Source organism: Bhargavaea cecembensis DSE10 (assembly GCF_000348905.1).
Taxonomy (GTDB): domain Bacteria; phylum Bacillota; class Bacilli; order Bacillales_A; family Planococcaceae; genus Bhargavaea; species Bhargavaea cecembensis.
The window spans coordinates 26,545-52,995 of sequence record NZ_AOFT01000006.1 but is presented as its reverse complement, the minus strand read 5'-3'; the positions used below and the strand labels follow the sequence as shown (position 1 = coordinate 52,995).

The 26,451-nt window shown below is 51.5% G+C and carries 23 protein-coding genes; 8 read left to right on the top strand and 15 right to left on the bottom strand.

The annotated features are described in order from the left end of the window. Window positions 1-31 precede the first annotated feature (31 nt). The 3 genes from tcuA to C772_RS06955 form a co-directional block, all read right to left on the bottom strand. Complete coding sequence (gene tcuA / locus C772_RS06965; RefSeq protein WP_268743602.1) at window positions 32-1,540, bottom strand: FAD-dependent tricarballylate dehydrogenase TcuA; 1,509 nt, start codon at window positions 1,538-1,540, stop codon at window positions 32-34. Window positions 1,541-1,813: 273 nt separating this feature from the next. Further along, a complete protein-coding gene (locus C772_RS06960) occupies window positions 1,814-2,983 on the bottom strand; it encodes a glycerate kinase family protein (RefSeq protein ID WP_008298586.1) in 1,170 nt (389 codons plus the stop codon). 235 nt (window positions 2,984-3,218) lie between these two features. Further along, window positions 3,219-4,313, bottom strand: a complete 1,095-nt coding sequence (locus C772_RS06955; RefSeq protein WP_008298583.1) for a tartrate dehydrogenase — start codon at window positions 4,311-4,313, stop codon at window positions 3,219-3,221. Between the two features lie 227 nt (window positions 4,314-4,540). Here C772_RS06955 and C772_RS06950 point away from each other — a divergent pair, with 227 nt between their 5' ends. Continuing rightward, window positions 4,541-6,178 carry an SLC13 family permease gene (locus C772_RS06950; RefSeq protein WP_008298581.1) on the top strand — a complete coding sequence of 546 codons (1,638 nt, stop codon included), beginning with the start codon at window positions 4,541-4,543 and terminating at the stop codon, window positions 6,176-6,178. Between the two features lie 36 nt (window positions 6,179-6,214). On the opposite strand, the gene C772_RS06945 is transcribed toward C772_RS06950, so the two are convergent. Next, the gene (locus C772_RS06945) at window positions 6,215-6,913 is read right to left on the bottom strand and encodes a GntR family transcriptional regulator (RefSeq protein WP_008298579.1); all 699 of its coding nucleotides are present in this window, start codon (window positions 6,911-6,913) and stop codon (window positions 6,215-6,217) included. Window positions 6,914-7,051: 138 nt separating this feature from the next. Here C772_RS06945 and C772_RS06940 point away from each other — a divergent pair, with 138 nt between their 5' ends. From C772_RS06940 to C772_RS06925, 4 genes are all read left to right on the top strand, one after another. Continuing rightward, complete coding sequence (locus C772_RS06940; protein WP_008298578.1) at window positions 7,052-7,744, top strand: GDSL-type esterase/lipase family protein; 693 nt, start codon at window positions 7,052-7,054, stop codon at window positions 7,742-7,744. A gap of 135 nt (window positions 7,745-7,879) precedes the next feature. Further along, entirely contained in the window at window positions 7,880-9,526 is a 1,647-nt protein-coding gene (locus C772_RS06935) for an S-layer homology domain-containing protein (RefSeq protein WP_008298575.1), read from the top strand. Between the two features lie 143 nt (window positions 9,527-9,669). Beyond that, window positions 9,670-11,385 carry an S-layer homology domain-containing protein gene (locus C772_RS06930; protein WP_008298574.1) on the top strand — a complete coding sequence of 572 codons (1,716 nt, stop codon included), beginning with the start codon at window positions 9,670-9,672 and terminating at the stop codon, window positions 11,383-11,385. 132 nt (window positions 11,386-11,517) lie between these two features. Then, window positions 11,518-13,236, top strand: coding sequence for an S-layer homology domain-containing protein (locus C772_RS06925; RefSeq protein WP_008298572.1), 1,719 nt, complete (start codon window positions 11,518-11,520; stop codon window positions 13,234-13,236). Between the two features lie 103 nt (window positions 13,237-13,339). On the opposite strand, the gene C772_RS16655 is transcribed toward C772_RS06925, so the two are convergent. Next, the gene (locus tag C772_RS16655; RefSeq protein WP_008298570.1) at window positions 13,340-13,498 is read right to left on the bottom strand and encodes a hypothetical protein; all 159 of its coding nucleotides are present in this window, start codon (window positions 13,496-13,498) and stop codon (window positions 13,340-13,342) included. A gap of 222 nt (window positions 13,499-13,720) precedes the next feature. Between C772_RS16655 and C772_RS06920 the strand changes: the two genes are divergently transcribed. Further along, window positions 13,721-13,981: a hypothetical protein gene (locus C772_RS06920; RefSeq protein WP_008298569.1), complete on the top strand. Its 261-nt coding sequence runs from the start codon at window positions 13,721-13,723 to the stop codon at window positions 13,979-13,981. 59 nt (window positions 13,982-14,040) lie between these two features. Here C772_RS06920 and C772_RS06915 read toward each other — a convergent pair whose 3' ends face one another. The 8 genes from C772_RS06915 to C772_RS06880 form a co-directional block, all read right to left on the bottom strand. Further along, window positions 14,041-14,556, bottom strand: a complete 516-nt coding sequence (locus C772_RS06915; protein ID WP_008298566.1) for a YfiT family bacillithiol transferase — start codon at window positions 14,554-14,556, stop codon at window positions 14,041-14,043. 113 nt (window positions 14,557-14,669) lie between these two features. Continuing rightward, window positions 14,670-14,876, bottom strand: coding sequence for a hypothetical protein (locus C772_RS06910; protein ID WP_008298564.1), 207 nt, complete (start codon window positions 14,874-14,876; stop codon window positions 14,670-14,672). Then, window positions 14,857-15,768, bottom strand: a complete 912-nt coding sequence (locus C772_RS06905) for a hypothetical protein (protein WP_008298562.1) — start codon at window positions 15,766-15,768, stop codon at window positions 14,857-14,859. The genes C772_RS06910 and C772_RS06905 overlap by 20 nt, the downstream gene beginning before the upstream one ends. A gap of 146 nt (window positions 15,769-15,914) precedes the next feature. Next, complete coding sequence (locus C772_RS06900; protein WP_008298561.1) at window positions 15,915-16,124, bottom strand: hypothetical protein; 210 nt, start codon at window positions 16,122-16,124, stop codon at window positions 15,915-15,917. Window positions 16,125-16,205: 81 nt separating this feature from the next. Further along, window positions 16,206-16,886 carry a class C sortase gene (locus C772_RS06895; protein ID WP_008298558.1) on the bottom strand — a complete coding sequence of 227 codons (681 nt, stop codon included), beginning with the start codon at window positions 16,884-16,886 and terminating at the stop codon, window positions 16,206-16,208. Further along, entirely contained in the window at window positions 16,873-17,712 is an 840-nt protein-coding gene (locus C772_RS06890) for a class C sortase (RefSeq protein ID WP_008298556.1), read from the bottom strand. Before C772_RS06890 ends, C772_RS06895 begins: the two co-directional genes overlap by 14 nt. A gap of 77 nt (window positions 17,713-17,789) precedes the next feature. After that, a complete protein-coding gene (locus C772_RS06885) occupies window positions 17,790-19,520 on the bottom strand; it encodes a SpaH/EbpB family LPXTG-anchored major pilin (protein ID WP_008298554.1) in 1,731 nt (576 codons plus the stop codon). Window positions 19,521-19,534: 14 nt separating this feature from the next. Continuing rightward, a complete protein-coding gene (locus C772_RS06880) occupies window positions 19,535-22,165 on the bottom strand; it encodes a Cna B-type domain-containing protein (protein ID WP_008298552.1) in 2,631 nt (876 codons plus the stop codon). Between the two features lie 480 nt (window positions 22,166-22,645). Between C772_RS06880 and C772_RS06875 the strand changes: the two genes are divergently transcribed. After that, the gene (locus C772_RS06875; RefSeq protein WP_008298551.1) at window positions 22,646-23,506 is read left to right on the top strand and encodes a glycerophosphodiester phosphodiesterase; all 861 of its coding nucleotides are present in this window, start codon (window positions 22,646-22,648) and stop codon (window positions 23,504-23,506) included. Window positions 23,507-23,779: 273 nt separating this feature from the next. Next, the gene (locus C772_RS16340; RefSeq protein ID WP_008298549.1) at window positions 23,780-24,616 is read left to right on the top strand and encodes an HNH endonuclease signature motif containing protein; all 837 of its coding nucleotides are present in this window, start codon (window positions 23,780-23,782) and stop codon (window positions 24,614-24,616) included. Between the two features lie 187 nt (window positions 24,617-24,803). On the opposite strand, the gene C772_RS06870 is transcribed toward C772_RS16340, so the two are convergent. Together C772_RS06870 and C772_RS06865 are read right to left on the bottom strand one after the other, a co-directional pair. After that, window positions 24,804-25,556 carry an SDR family NAD(P)-dependent oxidoreductase gene (locus C772_RS06870; protein ID WP_008298547.1) on the bottom strand — a complete coding sequence of 251 codons (753 nt, stop codon included), beginning with the start codon at window positions 25,554-25,556 and terminating at the stop codon, window positions 24,804-24,806. Window positions 25,557-25,574: 18 nt separating this feature from the next. Continuing rightward, a complete protein-coding gene (locus tag C772_RS06865) occupies window positions 25,575-26,447 on the bottom strand; it encodes a 3-hydroxyacyl-CoA dehydrogenase family protein (RefSeq protein ID WP_008298546.1) in 873 nt (290 codons plus the stop codon). Window positions 26,448-26,451 lie beyond the last annotated feature (4 nt).

Here is a 26,451-nt window from a genome sequence, read left to right as displayed (position 1 = left end):
CTGTTTTGGCAGATGCTCTTATTATTGTTGATCAGACTGTGACTTTCGCCTGTGAGTAGCGCGCGGCGGATGTGCCGGCCTGTTTTCCGAAGACCGCTCCGGACATAAGCCCCGAGCCGCCCGGGTAGTTGTGGTAGAAGATGCCGCCGACCATTTCGCCTGCCGCGTAAAGTCCGGCAATCGGGTTTTCGTGTTCGTCGAGGACTTCGCCTTCAGGGCTGACATGCACGCCGCCGAATGCGAACGTGATTCCGCATGTGAGCGGGTAGGCGTAAAACGGCGCCTGGTCGAGGGTCAGCGCCCAGTTGGACTTCGGCGGGGTGATGCCTACTGTGCCCTTGCCGTCCTTTATGGTCGGGTTGTACTCCCCTTCCTGGACTGCCGCATTGTAAGCTTTGATCGTTTCAAGGAATTGCTCTTTGTCGATTTTCATCAGGTCAGCCAGTTCCTCAAGGGTGTTTGCCTCCAGGACCGTGGCTTCTTCAAGGTTATATTCCTTGCGCAGCATCGGACGGACCTGTGCATCAAACAGCTGGAAGGCCGTTTGTTCCGGCTGCTTCAGCACTTCGCGGCCGTATTTGGCATACGTGTAGTTCCGGAAGTCGGCACCTTCGTCCACGAACCGCTTGCCTTCCTTGTTGACCAGGAGACCGAGCGGGAAGGAGGACTTTTTGTAGATGTCGCCCGGCTTGTTGAAGTCTCCGACCTTCGGCGCGTTGTAGTCCGTCCCGATTGAGTGGCAGCCGTCCCATTGTCCGTGCTTTTGTGCTCCTGCAGCTAGCGCCATCTTGATGCCGTCGCCTGTGTTGAACTCGGTTCCGCGGACAATCGCCGCTTCCCACTCCTTGCCCATTTCCTTGCTTCTCATTTCCTTATTCGCTTCGAAGCTGCCGGACGCAAGGACCACACTTGGTGCGCTGACGGTAACCTGTTCACCTTCCTGCTCAAGCACCACACCGGTAACACGGCCCTGATCCATGACGAGATCCGTCGCACGCGAGTTGTACCAAATGTCGATGCCCAGTTCCTCGGACCGCCTGATCAGGTCGTCGATCAGGCCAATCCCTTTGTTCTTCGTGCGGATCGGAAGACCGCCCCAGAAATGGCGCTTGCCGTCTTTTTCGAACGACTGGTTCTCGAAGTTCAGCTCGAACTGTACGCCCTGCTCCGCCATCCAGGCGATGGTCTCATAGGACTTGGAGATCAGCTGGTCGGCCAGTTTCGGATCGCTCTTGCCCTCCGTGACGCGCATCAGATCCGCATGGAAGTCCTCCTGCGTGTACTCGGGCATCTCGATTTTCTCCGCCTCTTCATCCGTGAGCGGAATCACTTTACGGATGGCATCCAGGTTCTCATAGGCAACCCGGATTGCCCCATCCGTGAAGAAGGAGTTCCCGCCCCGCTTTTCTTTCGGTCCGCGCTCGAGGACAAGAACCTCTGCCCCGTTTTCCCTAGCAGCGATGGCCGAACACAGTGCCGCGTTCCCAGCTCCTACAACGATCACGTCATAATTCTTTGTCATCTTTATTCCTCCTGGCAGCTTCTTTGATGAATCTATCGTAAGGTGAATAGAAGAATAAATAAAATACCGTTAATGTATGAATCACCATACAAGAAAGTTATGGCTGATTGCGAAAAGGAAGGTCCCGGAATTTTTCGGAACCTTCCTTTTGATGAATAAGCTATCAGATGCTCAGCGGTCGTGAGGAGGCTTTAGCGAGTGCTTCTTTCTCGGAAGTGAATGCCTCTTTTGGGAGGGCGAGTGCCCCTTTAGGGAAGACGAATACCGCGGAAATCGATAAGGAAGCCTTCATCATTTTAGTCTCTGAACCTCGGGTAGTGCCGGTTTCACCGCTCCAATCAGCCGGAATACCTGCTCCGCCGCCGTCTCCATATTCTGTCGGGCGATTTCCGGTCGGATCGCTTCTTCCAGTGTGATCGGCTCCTGCAGAATGGAGAAATAGGCGGTCATGCCTTTGCCGTTCAATGATGCGGCTTCATTTGTGGCACTGCCGGCAAGTGCAATGACCGGAACGCCGTGTTTTTCTGCAAGTCCGGCAACGCCCATGGCCGCCTTGCCCATGGAAGACTGGGCGTCCATCCGGCCTTCACCGGTGATGACGAAGTCAGCGGGTCGCACCTTTTCCTCCAGTCCGATGGTATCCAGAACCAATTCAATCCCGCTTCTGAGCTCGGCATCCAGGAGTCCGGCGAAGGCAGCGCCGAGTCCGCCGGCCGCCCCGGCGCCGGGAATCTCCTGGATATCTTTTCCGAGTTCCTTTTCAACCACTTCAGCAAAGTTGCGGAGACCGCTGTCCAGTTCCTCCACCATCTCAGGCGTCGCGCCTTTTTGCGGACCATAGATATATGCCGCCCCCTGCTCCCCGTGCAACGGATTGTTCACGTCGCAGGCGACTTGGATGTCGAGACTTTGGATGTCGGGGTGCAGGCCGGAGACATCAGCCGAACGGATGGCGCCGAGCGCCGCCCCGCCCCGCGGCACTTCTTCCCCCGCCCCGTCCAGAAAGCGGCAGCCGAGTGCCTGCAGCATGCCGACACCTGCGTCATTCGTCGCGCTGCCGCCGAGGCCGACAATGAGTGAACGGGCTCCCCGGGAGGCGGCATCCAAGATCAGCTCGCCGACACCGTAACTGGTGGCCTCCAGCGGATTGCGATCGGCTTCCGGGATGAGTGGAAGCCCGCATGCCTCGGCGATTTCTATGACAGCGGTCGTGCCGTCACCGAGAATGCCATAAGCGGCATTAACCGGCTCACCGAGCGGGCCGGTCACCCGGGCGCGGACAAGTTCCCCGCCCGTCGCCTGGACAAGTGCCTCGACCGTCCCCTCCCCGCCGTCCGCGAGCGGCACGACCTCAATTTCAGCGTCGGGATTTGCCGCGCGGATGCCGGCTGCGGCCGCCTCGCCCGCTTCGGCCGAGGTGAGGCTGCCTTTGAATGAATCGATGGCGATGAGGATGTTCACCGGAATCACCTTCCTTATTCAACGAGGGACTGCCAGGCGGCAGTCCCTCTTTCTTTATTTACTGATTCTGCGTGAGAGCCTGGAATTCCTTTAGCGGGCACTCGTGAGGCGGATGTGGGCACTCAAGAGATGTTTGGGGGTACGCACTCCCCGTATGGAAGCACTCACCCCGAGAATATGAGCACTCACCCCTATTCAGAGGCACCCCCCTCACTCCTCACACCCCCAAAAACCCTCAAGCTTCCACATTCACCTTCGATAGGTTCTTGATGATGGCATCGGTGATTTCCACTGTGTCCGCGGTGCCGCCGATGTCACGGGTGAGGATGCCTTGGCCGGTCGTGTCGGCAATCGCTTGGTTGACGCGTTCCGCTTCTTCTTTCAGGCCGAGGTGGTCAAGCATGAGCGCGGCGCTGCCGATGGTGCCGATCGGGTTGGCGATGCCTTTGCCGGCAATGTCCGGCGCGGATCCGTGGACAGATTCGAACATGCTCGGTGCGCTCTTGTCCGGGCTGAGGTTGGCGCTTGCCGCGATGCCGAGGCTTCCGGCTAGTGCGCTGCCGAGGTCGGACAGGATGTCCGCAAACAGGTTGGATGCAACGACGACTTCGAGGTCTTCCGGATGGAGGACGAAGTGAGCCGCCATGGCGTCGACGAGCCACTGGTCGGTTTCGACATCGGGATAGTCTTTCGCCACGCGAGCGAATACTTCATCCCAGAGCACCATGCCGTACTGCTGGGCGTTGCTTTTCGTCACGCTTGTGACTTTCTTGCGCTTGCGTGTCCGGGCAAGGTCGAATGCGAAGCGGATGATGCGCTCCGTACCTTTCTCTGTGAACAGCGCCGACTGAACGGCGACTTCCCCGCCAGGACCGCGTCCCTGGAAGTTGCGCCCGCCGATGCCGGAGTACTCGCCTTCCGAGTTTTCGCGGACGAGGATCCAGTTGAGGCTTTCCGGGTCCGGATGGTTGATGCGGTGCGGAACGCCCGGCAGGAATTCGACCGGGCGGATGTTCGCCCACTGGTCGAGGCCCTGGCAGATTGCGAGACGCAGGCCCCAAAGGCTCACATGGTCCGGCACGCCCGGGAAGCCGACTGCACCGAAGTAGATTGCGTCATAGTTGCGCATTTTCTCCACGCCGTCCTCATCCATCATCTTGCCGTGCTCGAGGTAGTACTCGCAGCCCCAAGGGAAATGGTCGTATTCAAATGCGAACTTCCCTTCAGATTCCTCCGCGAGGTGATCCAGGACGCGCAGTCCCTCCTTGATGACTTCCTTACCGATCCCGTCCCCCGGGATGACTGCAATCTTGAATGTCTGTTCTGCCATCGTCATGCTCCTCCTTCGTGTTTCGTGTTATCTGAATCTTAGATTAACGTATACATTAAAGTCAAGAGGAAAATGAAAACGGTATCAATTAGGGTCAAAATCGCTTTATTTTTAGAAATTTCTTTATTTACTATTGACTATAACGTATTCATTGTCTACAATCTGTTTCAAGATTGGTTGTTGAAAGCGATTTCATTTGAAGGCAGGGAAAAGGAGGAGAACAGTTAATGTCATTTGCTAAAAACCTGTGGGCGCAGCTCTGGGTCTGGAATGACCAGGCCAAAGCACTCTTGAAGGCGATCCTGACGCTGAACGTCATGGCCATCGTGACCACCGCCGGATCCGGCTCTTCCGGTTCGGAACAAGAAGAGGGCCGGCTGAAAAGCCCGCCCCGTGCCCCGACGTATACCGTCCCGCAGAAGATCGGACTTGTCCTCGGACCGTCTTTCTTCTTATTGATCAAGCTGTTTGTAGAACCTGCCGGTATGTCGGCCGCTGCAGTTTCCGTTCTCGCCACTGTCGCATGGGTCGCTACTTGGTGGGTCACCGAAGCGATGCCCATTCCGATTACCTCACTCCTGCCGATCCTTCTGTTCCCTCTCCAGGGAGTGATGGATTCAGGTGCCGTGACAGCAAACTATGGGGATACGCTGATCTTCCTGTTTGCGGGAAGCTTCATGATTGCCCTTTCCATGGAGAGATGGAACCTCCATAAGCGGGTTGCCCTATCAATCATCCACGCGGTCGGCACGAATCCGGCTACGATTGTGCTTGGCTTCATGGCCGCGACAGCATTCCTATCCATGTTCATCTCCAATACGGCAACAACGATGATGATGGTGCCGATCAGCCTCGCTGTCACGAAGCATGTGGCCGATTCACTCAAGGGAGATTCCGCAATCGATACGACTCCCGGGAAATTCGCCTTCGGAACCGCCCTGATGCTGGGGACCGCCTATTCCGCAACAATCGGAGGGTTCGGTTCAATTGTCGGCGCGCCGGCGAACATCATCCTTGCCGGCACCGTTAAGACAATGTACGATGTCGATATTTCCTTTGCCCGCTGGATGATGTTCGGGGTGCCGATTGTCGCCATCCTGATTCCGCTGGTCTGGCTTTACCTTGTAAAAGTCGCGTTCCCCATCAAGAGCAAAAGCATTCCGGGTGGCCGTGATATTGTTAAAAAGGACCTCGATTCACTTGGGAAAATGAGCTATGAAGAAAAGGTCGTTCTTGCAATCTTTACACTGACCGGCATTGCCTGGATCACCCGCGGTTTCATCCTGAGCAAATTTATTCCCGGAATTGATGATGCACTGATTGCATTACTGGCGGGTATCCTGCTCTTCATGATTCCTGCGAAAAACGCGAACGGCAACATCATGGACTGGAATACAGCGATGAAACTGCCTTGGGGCATTCTCTGGCTGTTCGGCGGCGGCCTTGCGCTTGCTGCGGGCATCATGGAATCCGGTCTGGATAAATGGATCGGCGAGCAGATTACCGCATTCGGCAGTTTGCCGCTTATTGTCTCGATCGGCCTCATGGCACTCGTGATTCTGATTCTTACAGAATTCACATCCAATACGGCGACAGCCACGATGGTTTACCCGATTGTCGCGGTGGCAGCAGCATCGCTCGGGACGGACCCGATCATCCTTATGGTTGCTGCAAATATGGCAGCCACCTTCGCCTATATGTTTCCGGTCGCCGCCCCGCCCAACGCCATTGTCTTCGGTACAGGCTATGTGAAAATGAGCAAGATGGCGGTTACCGGTTTCTGGCTTAACCTGTTCTCTCTTGTATTCACCCTGATTATCGTCACCTACTTTGTTCCGCTGGTGTTTGGCGGACTGATAAAATAACAAAAAGGATTGGAAGCTTCCCGGCTTCCAATCCTTTTATTCGTTGATCCGGCTGAGCACTTCAAGTATCTCTTTCTGGGCACGGCTCCGGTGGGACTCCATCAGCATCCGCGCAGCTTTGCCGTCCTTCGCCCTCATCGCCGAAACAATCGCCCGGTGCTCGATGATTGACCGCTTCGGTACGGGCCGCTCCGCGATCGTATACAGCCGGGCACGGTACGACTGGTCGGCGTAGCTGTCGATGATGCCTGTCAGCCGTTGGTTTCCCGCGCACCGGACGATCCGGTGGTGGAATTCATCATCCAGGGACGACCACTTTTTCAGGTCACCGGACCGCAGCGCCGCTTCCTGACTGTCGATGATGCTGTCCAGCTGTCCGAGCAGTTCCTCTTCTGCCCGCTCCGCAGCCAGCTCGATTGCCAGCCCATCGAGCGTGCCGATGATTGCATAGATCTCCCGGAGGTCATCCGCTTCAATGGGTGCCACGATGAACCCCCGCCGCGGAACAAGCGTCAGCATTCCTTCCGTTTCAAGTCGGACCAGCGCCTCCCGCACCGGCGTCCGGCTCATCTCAAGCGCCTCGCTGATTTCCCGCTCGAGGATCGCCTGGCCCGGCGGGAGCACCAGGTTCCGGATCGCCAGCCTTACCGTATGATACGCCCGCTGCGGCAGGCGGTATTGATCCAGCCCCTCCAGCTGCTGTGCAAAGGGGGTTAATGTCGCTGTGATCTCCATATTATCCGCTCCATTTCCTGTTGGTTTTATTATAAAGGAACGGAGATGCTCAATCATAGTGTTGGCCCGGTCCTGATTGCACCGGGGCTTGAGCGGGTAGACATCTTTTATTCTGTCAGATGACTTGGAGTGGACAACGTGAAGAAATGGTTTGTGATTTCGGTATTATTGAATATGCTGCTGATCGGGGCAGCCGTATGGATTATCCAGATGAACGGCGGGGAGCGTTTCATCAAGGCCCAGTGGCGGGCAATGACTTCCGACAAGTCGTTCAGTGAATACTATCTGACCAAAACCTCCGTTTTCAAGGAGTCGCCGGATGCGCCGGTCGACAAGGCTTTCGTTGGTGACAGCCTGACCGATTACGGAGCGTTCGGCGAGTACTTCCCGGACGAGCAAGTGATCAATCGGGGCGTCTATGACGATACGTCAGAGTTCGTGCTGAACCGCATTGAAGAAGTTGCGGGACGGGAGCCGAAGGAAGCGTATGTGATGGTCGGAATCAATGACATCATCAAAGGCGTCGAAGCGGAGACATACGAAAAGAACCTTCGGGAGATTGTCGATGCCTTCGATACTTCTGTAACTAAAGTGGCCCTGTTCTCTATCCTGCCGGTGAACCATGACCTGGTCGGGAACTCAGTGAAGGATGAGGAGATTAACAGGTTCAATGAGATCATCCGGAAAGTCGCGGAGGAGAGCGGAGCGGAATTTATTGACCTCCACCCTCATTTCTTGGATGATAAGGGGCAGCTGGACAGACAGTACACCGTCGATGGTGTGCACCTGAACGGGAAGGGGTATGATGTTTGGCTGGAGCAGATGAAGTGAGTTGGAGAGCTGCCATTGGGACGGCTCTTCTTTTTTTGTCAGAGTCCTTCCCCCTGCCTCAATACTCATAGAGAAGTGGTATAATTTTCTTTAGAGGGATTGCGGTTCCATATTACATAAGAGGGGTTGTTCTTTTTGAAATCTAAGACATATAAAAGAGCCACAGCGCTCGCTGCAGCTTCTGCATTGGTCGGCTCAGTTGTTATTCCGGTAGCTGCGGCTCCAGCAGAAACACCAGAAAAGTTCTCGGATGTTCCGACATCGAGTTCACACTATGAAACGATCCTGGAAGCACGTGCATTGGGAATCATGACAGGGTATGGCGACTCGACGTTTAAGCCGGATCAGAAGCTGAACCGCGGAAACGTCGCAAAAGCGTTCGGCAAATACGTGGTTGCCAAGAGCGGATTGACGCTTGAAGAATATGTAGAAGCGAACAACATCTCAGAGGTCGAAAACTTTACAGATGTCCCTAACGACTGGGTCGACGAGGAACTGGTTACCTATTCGAAAATCGTCAAAGAGGCGGGAATCTTCAAAGGAGCCAACAACAAGCTTGGTGCTTCCAGACTGATGCCGCGTGACCAGATTGCGGAAGTCCTCGTGCGGGCATTCGGTTTCGAAAATCAGGAAGGTGACCCGGGGATTTCAGACACCGATCAGTCCGGCTACGCCAAATCAATTGAGACGATCTATGAAAATGGCATCTCCAACGCCAACCCCTACCGTCCGCTTGAATCAACCAGCCGCGGACAGTTTGCCTCATTCCTGGTCCGTGCCTACAAAGTGGCAGAAGGCCTGGATCCGCAAAGCCCATACCCATTCCCTGTTGAATCGGTTCACGATGTGGAAGATCTCACAATCTCAGTAGGAGAAACGCCTGAACTTCCGGAAACAGTCGGCGTGACGCTCGAAAGTGGCGTGACAACGACAAAAGCTGTGGAGTGGAACACGAACGATCTTGCGACAGATGAAATCGGTACCTATACCATCACAGGAGACGTGGCTGATACGGACCTGACGGCATCTGTTCAGGTAGTCGTCAAGAAGCCAACCTACTCTTTCCCTGTAACATACGGACCTCACCCATATGAAGTGAATACAATTGTCGTGGATACAGAAGCGTTGACCGGTTCTGCCCTCGACTTTTCCAATTACAAGTTTAATGGCGGCCCCCTGCCTTCCGGGACAACCATTAAAATTGGCGAAAAGGCCAATTTGTTCATTACACTTGCATCGGATCAAGAAGTTACCGAGGATTTTGAGTATATATTGGAAATCCAAAATGTTAAAACTGTATCCGGACGTTATTTAATCGAAAAACTCGTTATTGGAGAAGACGGTGAGGTAGAGCCGGTCAACATTAAGATCCCTGGGACGTTTGCTGAAAATGTACCGCCGACATTAGTCTCCGCGGATTATGTGGTTACCTCTGAGGCCGCTGAAATCACAAATACCATTCAACTTACATTCTCTGAAGATGCGATGCTTATTCCACAAGACTGGGATGATGATATTACCTTCAAAGTGGGGGACACAGAAGTCAATCATGAAAGTGTTTATTACGATGGTGATGGTAAAATTTACATTGAAATCCCTACAATGGATATTAATCAAACATCGACAATCACCATTGTCCCGGAAGGGGAAAACAATGAGAGATTAGGAATTACAGATGTTTCCCTTGGAAGAAATCCTGTAGTAGCTCCAGCAACAAAAACGATTACTAAAGATGATGTTGTCGTAATCGGAACAGCCGAGGAACTGGCTGAAGCTGAATAAGATTGAGAGCTGCCATTTGGCGGCTCTTCTTGCTATTTGAAAGTAAACCCGATCTTCTTAACCACTCCAATATTCATAGAGAAGTGGTATGATTTTCATTAGAGGGATTCCGATTCCAAATTACATAAAGGGGGTTGTTTTTCTTGAAAGCAAATACATATAAAAAAGCTACAGCGTTTGCTGCAGCCTCTGCATTGGTCGGCTCTGCAATTGTGCCCGTAGCGGCGGCTCCGGCAGAAACGGCAGACAAGTTCTCGGACGTTCCGACGTCGAGCTCGCATTATGAAACCATTCTGGAAGCACGTGCACTCGGCATCATGACCGGTTACGGCGATTCAACGTTCAAGCCGGATCAGAAGCTGAATCGCGGGAACGTCGCGAAAGCGTTCGGCAAATACGTGGTTGCCAAGAGCGGGTTGACGCTTGAAGAATACATCGAAGAGCACGATATCTCGGAAGTCGAAAACTTCACAGACGTTCCTGACGACTGGTCTGACAGTGAATTGGTGACTTATTCGAAAATCGTCAAAGAGGCCGGCATTTTCAAAGGAGCCAACAACAAACTCAATGCTTCCAATCTGATGCCGCGCGATCAGATTGCAGAAGTCTTGGTACGTGCATTCGGCTTCGAAGATCAGGAAGGTAACCCGAAAATCTCGGATACCGAACAATCCGGTTATGCCAAGTCGATCGAGATCATCTATGAAAATGGTGTATCCAACGCCAATCCATATCATCCACTTAACCAAACCAGCCGCGGGCAGTTCGCCTCGTTCCTGGTCCGTGCCTACAAAGTGGCAGAAGAACTGGATCCTCAGAGCCCATATCCATTCCCGGTTGAATCGGTTCACGACATAGAGGACATCACCATCACGGTTGGTGATACGCCTGAACTTCCGGAAACCGTCGGCGTGACGCTCGAAAGCGGCGTGACAACGACCAAAGCTGTGGAGTGGAACACCAACAATCTTGCCACGGATGAAATTGGTACATATACCATCACAGGAGACGTTGCCGATACGGACCTTACGGCATCTGTCGAGGTGGTCGTCAATAAGCCTACTTATGCATACGCTGTTACAATTTTCACTCGACCTGGTGTCCCAAATACAATCCAAATTGATACAGAGCCACTCAGCGATTCTGCCCTCGATTTTTCTAATTACAAGTTTAACGGCGGTCCCCTGCCCCCTGGCACGAAAATTAAAACAAGCGAATACGGGATGCTTATTGAGTTTCCCACGGATCAGGAAGTTACCGAGGACTTTGAATATATATTGGAAATCCAGAATGTTAAAACTGCATCCGGCAGTTTATTAATCGATGAACTCATTGTTGGAGAAGACGGTGAGGTAGAACCGGTCAATCTTAAAATCCCTGGTACGTTTGCGGAAAATGTACCGCCGACATTAGTCTCTGCAGACTATGTTATTCCTTCTGAGGATTCGGAGATTACAGATACCATTCAGCTGACATTTTCTGAGGATATGGCACCTTTATATTATGAGTATGTCAGCCAATATCCTGAGGACCCTTGGTTTGAATATTGGGAAGCCTACAACTCCAATCTTTCTTACAACAGTCGTGATGACCTAATCTTCACAGTAGACGGTAAAAAGATTGACACTTATAATCCATCGGTAAAGGACGGTAAAGTTTATCTATCGATTCCGCCTATGGAAGTTGACCAAACTTCCACCATCACCATTGTTCCGGAAGGCGAAGACAACGCAATGTTGGTTATTACAGATGATTCTGTAGCGAAAAATCCCGCAGTCGCTCCGGCAACCAAGACGATTACAAAAGATAATGTTGTGGTAATCGAACCAGCAGAGGAACCAGAAGAAGAAGCTGAATGAGTGTGAGAGCTGCCTATTGGGCGGCTCTTCTTTTTGAGTTGTCTTTTATGTATCTCAATCACGGCAAATAAAATGGTATAATTTTCTGTAGTAGGATTCAGGTTCCAAATTACATAAAGGGGGTTGTTTTTCTTGAAAACAAAGACATCCAAAAAAGCTACAGTGTTCGCTGCAGCTTCGGCTTTGGTCGGCTCCGCGATTGTGCCCGTAGCGGCGGCTCCGGCAGAAACACCAGAAAAGTTCTCGGATGTTCCGACATCGAGTTCACACTATGAAACGATCCTGGAAGCACGTGCATTGGGAATCATGACAGGGTATGGAGACTCGACGTTCAAGCCGGACCAGAAGCTGAACCGCGGAAACGTCGCAAAAGCGTTCGGCAAATACGTGGTTGCCAAGAGCGGATTGACGCTTGAAGAATATGTAGAAGCGAACAACATCTCAGAGGTCGAAAACTTTACAGATGTCCCTGATGACTGGGTTGACGAAGAACTGGTCACCTATTCGAAGATCGTAAAAGAAGCAGGGATTTTTAAAGGAGCCAACAACAAGCTCAATGCTTCCAAATTGATGCCACGCGATCAGATTGCCGAAGTCCTCGTGCGGGCATTCGGTTTCGAAGATCAGGAAGGTGACCCGGGGATTTCAGACACCGATCAGTCCGGCTACGCCAAATCAATTGAGACGATCTATGAAAATGGCATCTCCAACGCCAATCCCTACCGTCCGTTTGAATCAACCAGCCGCGGACAGTTTGCCTCGTTCCTGGTCCGTGCCTATAAAGTGGCGGAAGGACTGGATCCTCAGAGCCCGTATCCATTCCCGGTTGAATCGGTTCACTCTCTGGATGACATCACCATCACGGTAGGTGAAACTCCCGAACTCCCGGAAACAGTCGGCGTGACACTCGAAAGCGGCGTGACAACGACCAAGGCTGTGGAATGGAACACGAACGACCTGGCCACAGATGAAATCGAGACCTATACCATCACAGGAGACGTGGTCGACACTGATCTGATGGCGTCTGTTCAGGTGGTCGTAAAGAAACCTACATACACTGAACCTGTCTCAGTCGATGCCAACAACAATGTCATCGTATTTGAATCTGAAGAATTAAGTGATTCCGCCCTGGATCTTTCCAATTATACGTTTAATGGCGGGCCCATGCCTTCAGGCACGACGATTGAGCTCCTTAAAAACGGCGGAATGACGATCACTCTTGAAGCACCTGAGAAAATCCTTAAAGATACCGAGTATACCATTGAATTCTCCAAAAACGTTAAAACCAAATCCGGCGACATTTTTGCTAATAATGCCAAGGAGGCAAATAACGGTGCTGAAGAACCCATTAACTTTACTGTGAATGGAAAATTTCACGATAATGTACCACCGACACTCGTCTCCGGTCAGTATGTCGTTTACTCTTCGGATACCGAAACCACTGATGCCATGCTGCTCACATTCTCTGAAAAACTGGCACCTTTATATTACAACCGCAATGGCCTTACCCACGAGAACGACTACGACCTGATTGTAAGCTTGATTATATTAGAGGGTTATAACTCTCTACACAAGCAGGATGATCTGGTCCTTACCGTGGACGGTACAGAAGTGAATATTACTAGCCTAGGGGTAGAAGAAAACGGGCAAGTTTATATTGAATTCCCAAAGATGGATATCAACCACACCTCTACAATTACTGTTGTTCCGGAAGGGAAAGACAACGAGGCATTAGTTCTCACGGATGATTCTGTAAACAAAAATCCTGTAGTGGCCCCAGCAACGATCACGGTCACCAAGGATGACATTTTCATAGTCGAACCACTCGAACCAGCAGAGATTAATGAGTGATTTTTTGAAGGTCTATTATGATAGGCTCAGGGACTTCAATATCGCATCTATTAATCGTTATACATTAAGAAGCATGCGCTAAAACAGCGCATGCTTTTCTGTATTAAGCAACGGATTCTTTTAATGCCTGTTTCAGAAGTGTAATATCATCCGTAATTTTGGATTGTACTTCTTTATCCCGGCAGCGGATCCGGTCGCTGTACAGGCGCAGCAGTTCATAAGAGAACATCATCACTTCAGGGGTTCGTTCTTTCTGTTCCATGGTCCCTCCCTCCTTTATTGGAACGATGTATGGTTATTCATTACCCGATTTTGGAAATAAAAATCCAAAACGACAAATTAATTAACTTTCTAAACACTCGACTTATTCATTGAGGGTGGGCTAGCATTTCCCCTTACTTTTACCAAGTTTGCCGAAGCAGCCAAAAAGGGAATAGAAGTTTGAATTCAAAGTGATGATCGTGAACTGTATAGAGGTGATGGATTGAAACCAGTTAAATTCACCAGGCTGTCGCATGACAAATGGGAACGGACCGTCACAGGATCGATCGCCTATTCCGCGAAGGGCGTCGACATCCGGACTGCAGACGGGCCGACGCTCGATCATTTCCGTGTGCTCCTGGCAGAGCGGACGGTCATTACCAACCTTGCCGCGCTTGATGGCATCTACCTTGCCTTCGGCGGAAGATATAAAGTGGATTCGGCGGAAGACGGACGGATTTTTCTCAAACCGCATCGCTATTGATGACCAGAATAAAAACGTGAAGGCCGACCGGGAGCCGGTCGGCCTTATTAGGATGAGGATTATGCAGGATTCTCCAATGCAATCTTGATATGTTCCAAGTGGTGCTCCTGATGCCAGGAGAGTTTTCTGAGCTTCGTGGCGACTTTGATTTCGCCGTTTGTCTCGTGGATGAATGAGCGGTCCAGCTGGTCTTCGGTGATGCTTTGGCCGAGGGCGACAATGCGCTCATTGAGCCCTTCCAGCATTTTAATGGAAGGTTCCACCGGGAGCTCGGTATCCGGCAGGACTGCCCATTTATCCTGGTCAAATCCGGGCACGGTCGGGCTGTTGTCTGTCAATGCGAGACGCAGGCGCTGGTACATATTCAGCTGGGAGTCAGCAATATGGTGAACCAGCTGGCGGACATTCCAGCTGCCCTCGCGGTATTTCCGGCCCAGTTCCTCTTCACTTAGGGAGTCGACCGTTTCTCTTAGCCGGGTCGTATACGTCTTGATCTCCTCCAGCCACCCCTGTACGTCGTTTAGCGTGACCTTTTCGGGAACGTCCAGCTGGCCGATCGGGAACTTCACATCCATGCGATAACCCCTTTTCCGTATTTATTTCTAAATATTTTGCCATTAACCTTCAATATACCGGACAGGGTTGGCTCTTGCAAACTAAAAAGCATGCACCTTTCAGTGCATGCCCATCAGTTGATTTTCCGGATTCTCTTTTTGATGTCCAGCACCGCTCCGTCATTATCCGGCAGCTTGGTGGTCTCAGCCAGTCTCGGGTCGATTCGGCATGACCGGGCGTAACCCTGGTCACTCAACCGGTCCATATGCGACTTCATCTGTTGCTGCGCCCTTTGGGAGGCCGCTTCCATAAAGGCTTTATTAATGCGGCGATTTCTCATTCTGACTCTCCTCCTCTAACAGATGTTGTGAAAGGGTGATGACGTGGAGCGCGCGGTCGATGTTGCTGATGATGGTATTGTGCAGCACGGAAAACAGGAAGTCATCGCTCGTGCGGAATGCATAGGCGTAGCTGGTGAGGATCGTGAAGTACTCCTCCTCCTCGAATACGTGGCGGTGGATGAAGGTGTTCTTTTTCGGCCAGATGTCCGCCTCCCGGTTCACAAAGACCGATTCAGCCGAATGGCGGGCCTTGTTGACGAGAAGCGTCATGGGCTTGGAGAGCGATTCCGCCTCCGACCCATGGATGATTTCATAATCAAAGCTGTTCCCGTAATGCTGAAGGTACTGGTCGGCCGTCTGTTCAAGATAACCGGACAAAAGAGATTCGTACACCTCACCGATCGGGCGCATCCGGTCCACGGGCTGAAAGCTTTCCTCAAGCAGCACTTCAAATACGAAGTCATACACTTCCTGCCCCGAAAAGAACTTCATCAGCTTCGCCGGCTGGATGGACCCCTCCACTTCCCCCTTCAGCACTTCGATCTTCTTCTCCGGACTTTCCGCTTCCATTTCGAAGTTCATGACTTTCAGCCGTTGAAGGTTCTTCATGCCAAGGCGTGCGACGACAAAAAACAGGATCCAGAGCAAAATCAGGCAGGCGCTGACCGTGATCTTCTGAAGCTCAGGCGAATCCCCGATCGCCACGATGGACAGCTTCAACAGACTGAACTTCTCCAGCTCGGCCTCGGTAAACTCCCTGACGCCATCGAACGCCAGCACATTGCGGAAAATGACCCCCAGCAAAAACAGCAGCCCGGCGAAGTAAATCGTCAGCGGCAAATACCGGGTCAAAAAGGGCCGCAGCCGGGTCGTCCAGAAGGCATTCCACATCGGTTCCTCACCCCTTAGTAGCCATTGTATGCAGACGCCCTTCCGTTCTCTCCGCTGTCGTCTGCCTGATTTTACACAGGATGGATTACGCCTGAAAACAGCAAAAAGGAGCCAAATTCGGCTCCTTCAAAGATGATTCCGTTCAGTTAACCGTGATAATGCTGCTCATCCCAGGAATAGGCTTCCTGGTGGTCATGGCCATGCAACGCCCAATACATCTGGACCAGCTGCATCTCGTACTGGATATGTTTCTTATAGAAATAAATATGTTTTTCCGGGTCACTGTGTTCATAAAACTTCGCCAATGTTCCATACAAACTCGTCATCTGAAGAAGCTGGGCCAATCTCGGATCCACAAGATCTCTCCTTTTATAGGGAATCAAGTGCATCCTATGCGTTTGTCAGGGGTGGCGGTTGGGCGGATGACTCAGAAAGCCCTACCCCGTCCGCTCCCCGTGGATCAGCAGCCGCTGGTAGTTGTGCCGGTACGGATGGCAGGTCAGCAGGGTGGCCAGGTCCTTGCCCTCCCGGATTTCCAGCGAATCGGTGTCGGTCGGATAGATGACTTCCTGTTCGGTGACCCGGTACTCAAGCGTTTCCCCCATTGTGTGGATGTAGAAGACGTCACCCGGATACAGCTGGTCCAGATCCCGGAACATCGCCTTCGTGCTCATCCCGCGGTGGCCGGCGAGGACCGTGTGCGTGCTTTTTCCGCCAAGCGGCAGAGAGGAGCCTTCGACCTGCCCGACCCCCTTGCTGAGGACGGCCTCCGACGAGCCGAGGTAGATCGGAATCCACAACTCCAGCTTCGGAATTTCAATGGCGCCGAACATGTTCTTATCGTCGAATCCGAGATCATGATAGGTCGTCATCAGCTCCTGGTGGTCGCCCCACGGATCCCGGAGCCCTTCCAGGTCACGGGAGATCTCTTCATTATATTGCCGGGCGCGGTCCAACAGGTCATCCACATCGTCATCAGGCAGATCGTCCAGGGCGGTCCGGAACTCTTCCACCTGGCTGCGCTGCATCTGGCTGTTGATGAACTGGGCGATGTGCGGGTAGAGGAGGATGAGGAGGCCTGCCAGAAATAAAAGGAGGGGCCATTTATGCTTCTTCATGAGCTTTCATCCTTTTCTTTCTTCTGCGGTACACGATTAGTGCGATTGTGAGAACGAGCAGTGCTGCGGTGGATGCATAGTAAATCCACGACTGGTCGTTATCTTCCGCTTGTTGCTGGGCACTTACTTCAAGCGCTTCAGGTTCGTATGGAATCCGCTTGCCTGTGACCAGCATGCGGTGCGTGTTGATCATATATGGGTCGCAAGTCAGCAGTGTGACAAGGTCTTCCCCTTCATTCATCTGGAGCCAGTCCGTTTCTTCCGGCAACACAATATCTGTGTGACTGACTTCATAAGCCAGTGTTTCACCGAGTACCCGGATATAAAACCGATCTCCAACGGTTAATTCATTTAGGTTCCGGAACAGCTTGGCGGAAGGAAGGCCCCTGTGCGCAGTAAGCACGCTATGTGTGCCCGGTCCGCCTGTAGGCAGAGAGGACTTTTCCAGATGGCCAACGCCCTGCGACAGCACCTCTTCACTCGTTCCATGATAAATAGGAAGTTCCTCGTTGAGCTTGGGAATTTCCACGGACCCGATGGCCGGGCCGATATTGAGCGCGTCATAGTAACTCCGGTCCCCTTCGCCGCCTCCGCCCTCGGAAAAAGGATCGACAAAATCCGTCTGAACACCAGCAAGCTGCCGGTTGTATTGGTTGGCCTTTTCCTTTTCAGCCCTGATCCGTTCCGCATCCAGGTTTTTCACCGTCTCTTCGTATTCCCTGACGACCGACTGATGGGCCTTCGTTGAAAAAATATTGCTTATCATAGGATAGGAAAAGATGGCCAAACCCACTAGAAATAAAATAAGAAATAGATGTTTCTTCACAGCGCTTCCCGTCCTATCATAAGGAAATTTTTAAAATGATAAAAAATGGGGGAGAATCTCTCCCCCATTCAGGTCCATTAAGCTGCGTTGGATTCCGACTTGCGTCGGCGGGCATAGAGCACCATTGCTGCCAACATCAGCGAAAGGCCGCCGGATGTGAACAGAACCGTACCAATACCGCCCGTTGTCGGCAGGAGCCAGTCGGATTTGGAGTTTTTCACTTCCACCTTAGTGGGCTCGCCGTGTAGAATCGTAACTTTAACTGGCTGGGCAAGGAGGCGGTACGATTTTGTTTCCTCTTTATCATTTTTGTATGTCGGTGCTTTTGTTTCTTCCAGATAGTACGTACCTGGGGTGAGGCCGGTAATTTTAAACTGACCGTCTTCATCGGTCACCAGATTTTTCAGTTGGCCGATTGGATTCCCGTTGTATCTCACGGAAGTATCCGATACGTCGATTACGTTACCTTCTTTATCCGTAAGCTGGAACTCTGCCCCCGGAAGCAACTTGGTGTTGTCAGTGGCGTCCATCTTGATGACCTGCATCCCTCCATCATTAGGAGTTACAATCGGCGGTTCTCCAGAATCAACTTCTTTAATCCAGCCGTTGTCGTTGTCAAAGTTTAGTTTTGCGGTGTTTTCGATGCCTTCTTCTTTTTCTTTGTCTATTACAGCATCCGGAAGGATTTTTGCTTTGAAGGTTATTATTATTTCCTCATTACCAGACAAGCCTTCAAAGTCCTCCACCGCCCAAGTGAGCAACTGACCATCCTGCGTAAATTTGAAGTCTTCTTTGGAAGCACCTTCGCTCACATCCCATGTACCCGTGTAAGCAAGACGTGGATCGAGATTATCTGTCACTACAAATTTTTTATATTTCCCTATGTCACCTGGAATTTTGATGGTCAGATTGTAGTCAAATTCGGTATCGCGGTTAATTCGTAGATGCTGTTGGCCATTCGCGTCTTTTTTGATTTCAGGGCTGTAGTAGTTAGTTACGACCCCGTCATTGACGAAACCAGGTTCAGGAGTCCACTCTACAGTGATTCCGTCACGAGTTTCGCTGGTTTTCTTGATTTCAAATTCGATTTCCGTATTGTTCAGAGCGTATTTCGCTGGCACCCCTGTTTCTTGGAAGTAGTACTTGCCCGCAGCAAGACCGGAAACATTAATCTTTCCGCCATCTTTAGTGACTAGTGTTGGGATTTCATTTCCTTCCAAATCTGTTGCTGGAGTTCCGCCAAATTTATAAAGTTTGAAAGATACCCCATCAAGTGGGTTTTCATCTTCACCAACCTTGTTCAGCTCCACGTTCGAACGAATTGTTTCGTTCTTCGGATAAACATGCACGTCATAGTTAAGAGTTGTTCCTTCTTTGTTTGTCATCGGAATGTCCACATAGAAAGGTTCTTTATTGAGAAGAATATGGTCAGGGCCGGACACTTCTACTATCTCATAGCGGCCAAGCTCCAAATTTGAGAAGACTACAATCCCATCTGCACCCGTGGTTCCTTCGATAGTATCACCATTAAATTCACTCCACTCATTGTCTTCAGGATTAAAGGAGTGAGTCTGAGTTATTTCATAGGTGACCCCTTGAACCTTTTTACCTATAATCTCTACCGGCATACCGGTCCCTTCTAGGCCTGCTCCTGTATCCGGCTCTTGCTCAAACTTTTGGATGGTTAGTGTCGGATTACTTGGATCTCCTATTGGTGTAACCGCCAAAGCCATCTGCGGGAAAAACAGCGCTGCCAACAATGCGAATACAAAAACGAGATTCAGTTTCTTTTTCTTGGACACAGCCATTCTCAATTCCCCTCTCATTCTTCTTCATCTCTTCTTCTGAACAGCATGAATCCCGCGGTCGCCATCAGGACCGCTCCGGCACCGTAAAACAGTGTCGTGCCCATTCCCCCAGTGTTCGGCAGTTCCCATCCGATCCGGGTGTTGACCACTTTCTTCTCGACATTCAGCGAACCGGCGCCGATTGTTACTTCAATCAGTTTAGCCGACAGACGATAGCCATCGGGCGCTTTGGTTTCAACCAGTGTGTAGCTGCCCCACTCGAGATTCCCGAAGACAATTTTTCCGTCTTTGTCAGATGTGCCGGTACCGGCTGTTTCTCCGTCTGCATCCCGCAGTTCGAACTCTGCACCTGCAAGCGGCTGGTCGCTTTCATCGACTTTGAGCACAGTGAGCATGGCGGCCTGGGCCGTGTTGGTGACTATGAATGCTCCCTGTTCGTCGATGCTGTAGCTGACCACATATTCAGCGGGAACTTGAAGTTCCTCAACCGAGTAATCGATCTCTTCTCCCGTCACCGAATGGTACCTTGAGAGGTCGGTGAATGACTGAGCCCAGCTATTCTCCTCAGACAGGACGAGTGTTTGTTCTGTCACTTTCCCATCGGCGAGCAGCCGGATTGTAACGGGACCCGCTTTAGGTCCTACCCACTTCTTCACGACATCCACCTGCGTGGTTGAGGTGCTTGTGTTCGTGAAGATAAAGCCTTCTTCCATCGAACCGGTCTTGACTGTTGAATAACCGTCCAGTTCCAATTCTTCTACGTCATAGGCAATTTCAGCGCCACTCTTGTCGTCCAACTTATTTACGAAGAATGACCCGGTCCAGTTGTTGGCTTCACTCAGAGTGATTGTCTGGCCTGTGTCCGCTCCATCTTCCATCAGCTGGACCGTAGCTGATTCTCCGGCCGGTCCGATCCATTTCTTCTCAACCTTGATGGTTCGTTTTACAGGATCATAGGTGTTTGTGACGGTCGTGCCTTTAATGGTCTTCACATAGTTCACTGGAACCTCTACTTCATCTGCAGTAAACTCATATGGCCTTCCGAACGGGTTATATTGGGGGACTTGTAGCCAGGTGTTTGACCAGGCAGGTGTTTCCGTTCCGTCTACCTTCTCCGCTCCAATAATTCTACGGGCTTCGCCTTCTGCCTGTGCAATCAGTTGAAGGTTAATTGCCGGGTGTTCCTTACCCCCGACCCAATTTTTGTTCGCTGTTACGTCGGCTACTGGTAGTGTGACTACCAAATTGTCGCGCACATCGTGGCCGCCGCCGATTCCTTTTATGAAAAACGGATAATTTGTTCGGTCCTTAAGGAACAGGTCATCGGCGAAAAACTTGAAGACTGTCCAGTGTGCATCATTAGTGTTCCCGTTAAGCCCATCTGGTTTGAACTCATCATCACCGACGGTTATTGAAATCTGTGCATTATATCGGTCAAAGGTTGTATTCCTAACGCCAACCAGCTCCATGTACTCAAGGCGATGTGTAGACTTTACGGCTACATGTACCAATCCACTGTTAACCCACATAAGCACCGGTCGAGTATGAGCATTAGTAGAGACGCCTTCCAAACGGGTCGGCACAATGATGGCATTCGGATCGGGAGTGTATTGGCCGGTGGCAGCCGCCAGGCCGGCTTTAGGTGGCGGCAGTTCGGTGAGTGTATCCTCTTCCGTCTGTTCGGCAGATTCTTCCGTTTCGTCCGATTCATCCGGGATGATCAAATCATCGATTACCACCGGTGCCGATGGCGGATCCGGCACGACTCCGTCAGGCTCGGTTTCCGCCGGCCAGTCGGTCGTGCCGTCGATCACGACAGGAGCTGGCGGCTGGTCTGCGGGTACCTGTTCTTCATCTTTTGGCGGCCAGTTGTCGTCAATGACAACCGGTGCTGACGGTTGATCAGCGGGCTCCTGTTCCTCGACCACCTCTTCCTCCGGCTGTGCCTCAAGCGCATCCGAAGAATTAGCAGGTTGATCGGCAGGGGATTCAGGTTGTTCGGCCGGTTGCTCGACCGGGACATCCTGGTCCTCGGTCGCTCCCTCCGATGGCTCTTCAGCCGGCTGGTCCCGGCTATCAGCAGGAGGGGATTCCGAATCCGCCTGTTCACCTTCCGGCTGGGCTCCTGGGTCTTCCTCTGCAGGCTGTTCCGCAGGATCATCGGCTTCTTCCGGTGCGGCCTCCTGCTCCGGCTCAGGAATTTCCGGCTTGATGGCTTCCGCCTGATGGCTTGCCTTGAATTCCCCGTCAGGATACGAGGCAGTTGCACGAATCTCATAGACTGATAGATTCGGGTCGCTGATGGCGGCGGTTATGTCCAGCCTGATGCTTCCATTGCCGGGACCCGCCTCTACGTCATAGCCATCCGAAGTCGTGCTGACCTGGGCATTTTCGTCATTCGTCACTGTCCCTGGAACCAGTCCTGCGCCAAGGCGGATGGCGGCGCGGAATCCTTCAAATTCCGTACCGGATGCATTGAGTGTGATCCGCCATTTCACGGATTCCGGGGACTGATCAATCAGCTCTGCCTGTACTCTCCCCGGATCGTCCGTCTGGCCCGCTGAAGCCCCGGTCCAGTAAGGAATCGCCAGCTGCAGGGCCAATAGCACACAGAGCATGACCGAAAGCCCCCTCAATTTCCGCATACAAGTTCCCTCCTTTCGATCCGAGTTTATGCGCAGACCTCTCTTATACTGGTCCTTAATTCCTGCACAAAACTATATTTATGCGAGATAGAAAGGAAAAATGACCTAATAGAGTAATTTATATTTTCTGAAATCAGGAAAGTAAATGAATCTTAATCCCTACCCAAATGGTGAATAAACAATTTGCGAAATGCATAGACTGGTTTTATCACAAGGCCGCGGCACCGCCTTGTCCTGCGCGCATGGGCACTCTTGACGGAGAGTGGAAAACAAATACGCGCCGCTCCGGCCGGGGTGAGAGCCCGGTAGTGCCGCAATTACATAGGAAATAAGCCCCCGGCCACATGGTTCCGGGGGCTCATTGTTGATATTCTATTAAAATACTTTCTTTGACCTCAATCGGTTATTAATATTCTGTTCATGTCTGCTTCATATTCGATTCCTATACTGGAGTCGACAAAAGGACAAGGAGTGGTTTGGATGAAGCGGATTGTAACTGTATTGGCAGGAGTGGGAATCGCGATGAGTTCGTTTGCGGGGACTGCAGCGGCGGAACCGGCAGAGCTCAGCAGCATTGTTTCCAAGCAGGAGCAGCAGAAGATGATCAACGTGGCACACCGCGGGGCTTCCGGACACGCGCCGGAAAACACAATGGCGGCGTTCCATAAAGGGTTCGAAATGAAGGCGGACTATATTGAGATCGATGTCCAGATGACGAAGGACGGCGAACTGATCGCCATCCATGACACGACTGTCGACCGCACCACGAACGGCACGGGCGCAGTGGGCAGCCTGACATTTGAAGAGATCCGTCAGCTGGATGCGGGCAGCTGGTTCGGTCCGGAGTTTGCAGGCGAGAAAGTCCCTACATTCGAAGAGATCCTTGATGCGTTCCGCGGCAAGGTCGGCATCCTGATCGAACTGAAGGCACCGGAACTGTATCCTGGAATCGAGGAAAAGGTCGCGGAAGCGCTGATGGAGCGCAACCTGCACCGCCCGAACAATGAAAAGATCATCATCCAGTCGTTCAACCATGAATCGATGCAGACGTCCAAGGAGCTTCTGCCGAACGTCCCTCATGGCGTACTCGCCGGTGCAAGCTGGGCTGATGTAACGGAAGAGCAGCTGGCGGAGTTTGCTACATACGCGGATTACTTTAACCCGAACATGAACATCGTGACACATGACCTGGTGGCTGACGTGCACGAGGCGGACATGAAGATTTATCCGTACACGTCCCGCTCGCAGGAGCAGGCCCTCCGCCTGTTCGACCTCGGCGTGGACGGCATCATCACCGACTACACGGAGCATGTTTACCACCACCCGGTTAAGAGCAAGTGAGTTGGATTAGGAAAACAGGGTCGCCTGCGGGCGGCCCTGTTTTTATATGCGGTATGGCGCGGTCATTGGCGGCTTTGGTTTCGTTATTCGCGGGCTCAGTATCGTCATATGCGTCGCGGTTTAGTCATTCATATGTTTCTCGGAGGCAACTAAACCTTTCGCTTCCGTTTTTAAAAAATAGGTATAGTGGATACAATACTAGCAATGATTTAATTTGTTTTATTTCGTGCGTGATATAATTAATCAATCATACTTCATGAGGTGAACAAAAAATTGACTAGCACACCACAACATTTAGCAATGAGTTCTGGAGCTGGACTTGCAGGATGGACAATAATAAATTTTTGGAGTGAATCTGAAGTCTTCTTTGATGTTTTTGGGGAAGAAATTATTAATGTTGTGGTTAAAGCTAATAGGACGAGCGCTATTCATTATCTATTAAATTGTTTTCAAGATAGTTATGAAGAAATAGATAATGTTAGAGGAGCAGAAAGTAAGGAAGAATTTTTTGCATATCTAAAAAGGTTATTAACAGATGTAAATTTGTTACCTGATTTGCAAGAACCTGATTTTCATAATTGTGAAGATGAGGATAATCATTATGAGTGCGAATGTGCAAGAAGAATTGATAAGTGGGAAGAATACGCTAAAAGTATGGCTTCTGAAATTGATAAAATTGTTATCCATTCTGCTTTCCAATTTGTTTTTCAAGATAGAAAATTCCTTCACGATTTTAATTTAAAACTAGCTGAATTTATAGAAAAGAATATTGACGAAATTAAAGAAAAATACCCTGATAATGTTACAGCTAGAGGGAGGATAAGAAGATTGGCTTTTCCGGTTTGGCTTAAAAAGGCTGTTTTCCATAGAGATAAAGGGAAATGCGTCATTTGTCGTCGTGACTTGACAGGAGTTGTTACACTGGATAGTACTATTAATATTGACCATATTGTACCTTTGAGCCTTTTTGGAACTAATGATGCTTCAAATATGCAATTATTATGTTCAGATTGCAATGCTATAAAAAGTGATAGAAATACAGATACGAGTACAACACATGTACCATTTTGGAATATTGATGATGAATTTCTTAAGTGGGGAAATGAATAGTAAACTACTTGAAAGATTGTGGTTTAAATGAAAATTTTGAGGGTTCTCTAGCTAGATAAATGACGAAATTATTATTACTGAAGAAATCGGGACTACCCCAGGCAGTCCCGATATTCTCAACCCCTATCATACTGATCTTGACTTAGACAAGAGCTCCCGGCCTCAGCTGGGGGATTGATTAAACTGATTATCTCGCCGACCATCCGCCATCAACGCTGATGATCTGGCCGGTGATGTAGTTGGATGCATCGGATGCCAGGAGGACGACGGGGCCAGCGAGGTCTTTTAGCTCGCCGAGGCGACCGAGCATCGTGTGGCCGATGAGTTTTTGGGTGCGTTCCTTGTCTTCGAGGAACGACGCGGTCATCGGGGTCTGGATGTAGCCGGGTGCGATGGCGTTGACGTGGATGCCGTGTGGGGCGAGTTCTTCGGCCCAGACACGTGTCAGCTGGTTGATGCCGCCTTTGCTGGCGGCGTAACTCGTCTGGTTGGGACCGCCGACGAGTCCATAGATCGAGGAGATGTTGATGATCTTGCCGCGCTTTTGCCGGATCATCTGCCGGGCGGCGGCCTGTCCGGCGAGAAAGATGCCTTTCAGGTTGGTGTCGACGACGCGGTCCCAGTCCTCCTCTTCGACTTCGACAAGCGGCTTCCGGATGTTCATGCCGGCGTTGTTGACGAGGATGTCGAGTGAGCCGAACTGCTCCACCGCATGTGCGACTGCCGACTCGATGCTGATACGGTCCGTGACGTCGGACTGGACTGCTTCTGCCCGGATGCCTGAGAAGCCGAGCTGTTCTTTTGCCGCAGACAGGGCGTCTTCCCCCCGTCCTGTGATGACGATGTTGGCGCCCTGTTTGCCGAGCGCCTCGGCCATCGCAAGGCCGATCCCCTTGCTGCCGCCGGTGATCAGGGCGGTTTTTCCGGTCAGGTTAAACATGTTTTCACCTCCCGACTGTTACGTGAGCGATGCCTGCTTTTCTTTTGCCGGCTCGTATTCATAGAAGCCGCGCCCTGTTTTTCTGCCGAGGTGGCCGGCGCGGACTTTCTTGCGGAGAATCTGCGGGACGCGGTATTTGGAGTCGCCCGTTTCTTCAAGAAGCGTCTCGCACACGAACAGGAGCGTGTCGAGTCCGATCAGGTCGGCCAGTGCGAGCGGGCCGATCGGCTGGCTCGTGCCGAGCTTCATGGCCTTGTCGATGTCCTCTTTTGACGCAAGGCCCTCCTGGTAGACAAACATCGCTTCGTTCACCATCGGGACGAGGATCCGGTTGACGATGAACAGCGGGGAGTCGACGGTCTGGATCGTTTCTTTCCCGATCGATCCGCAGATTTCCCGGACAGCCTTCACCGTTTCCTCGGATGTCTCTTCACCCGTCACCACTTCGACGAGTTTCATGATCGGCGGTGGGTTGAAGAAGTGGGTGCCGACCACTTTGTCCGGACGCCCTGTTGAGGCGGCGATCTCGGTCACGCTCAGTCCCGAAGTGTTGGTGGCGAGGAGTGCTTCATCCGGACAGATGGCATCCAGCTTCCGGAACACTTCCAGCTTCACCTCCATTTTTTCCGCGACCGCCTCGACGACGAACTCCCGGTCGCTGAGCGTTTCGATATCGAGCGTGAACGAAATCTTTGCCAGTGTGTCCGCAATGTCCTGATCCGTCTTGCCCTGTTTGCCGTAGATCCGCTTCAGGCTGTTTTCCATCGTCTGTTTGGCCCGCTCAAGCGCTTCCCCGGACTGGTCACACAACACCACTTCATGATCGTGCTGTGCAAACACCTGCGCAATGCCATTCCCCATCGTGCCTGCTCCGATTACCCCTACCTTCATCTCA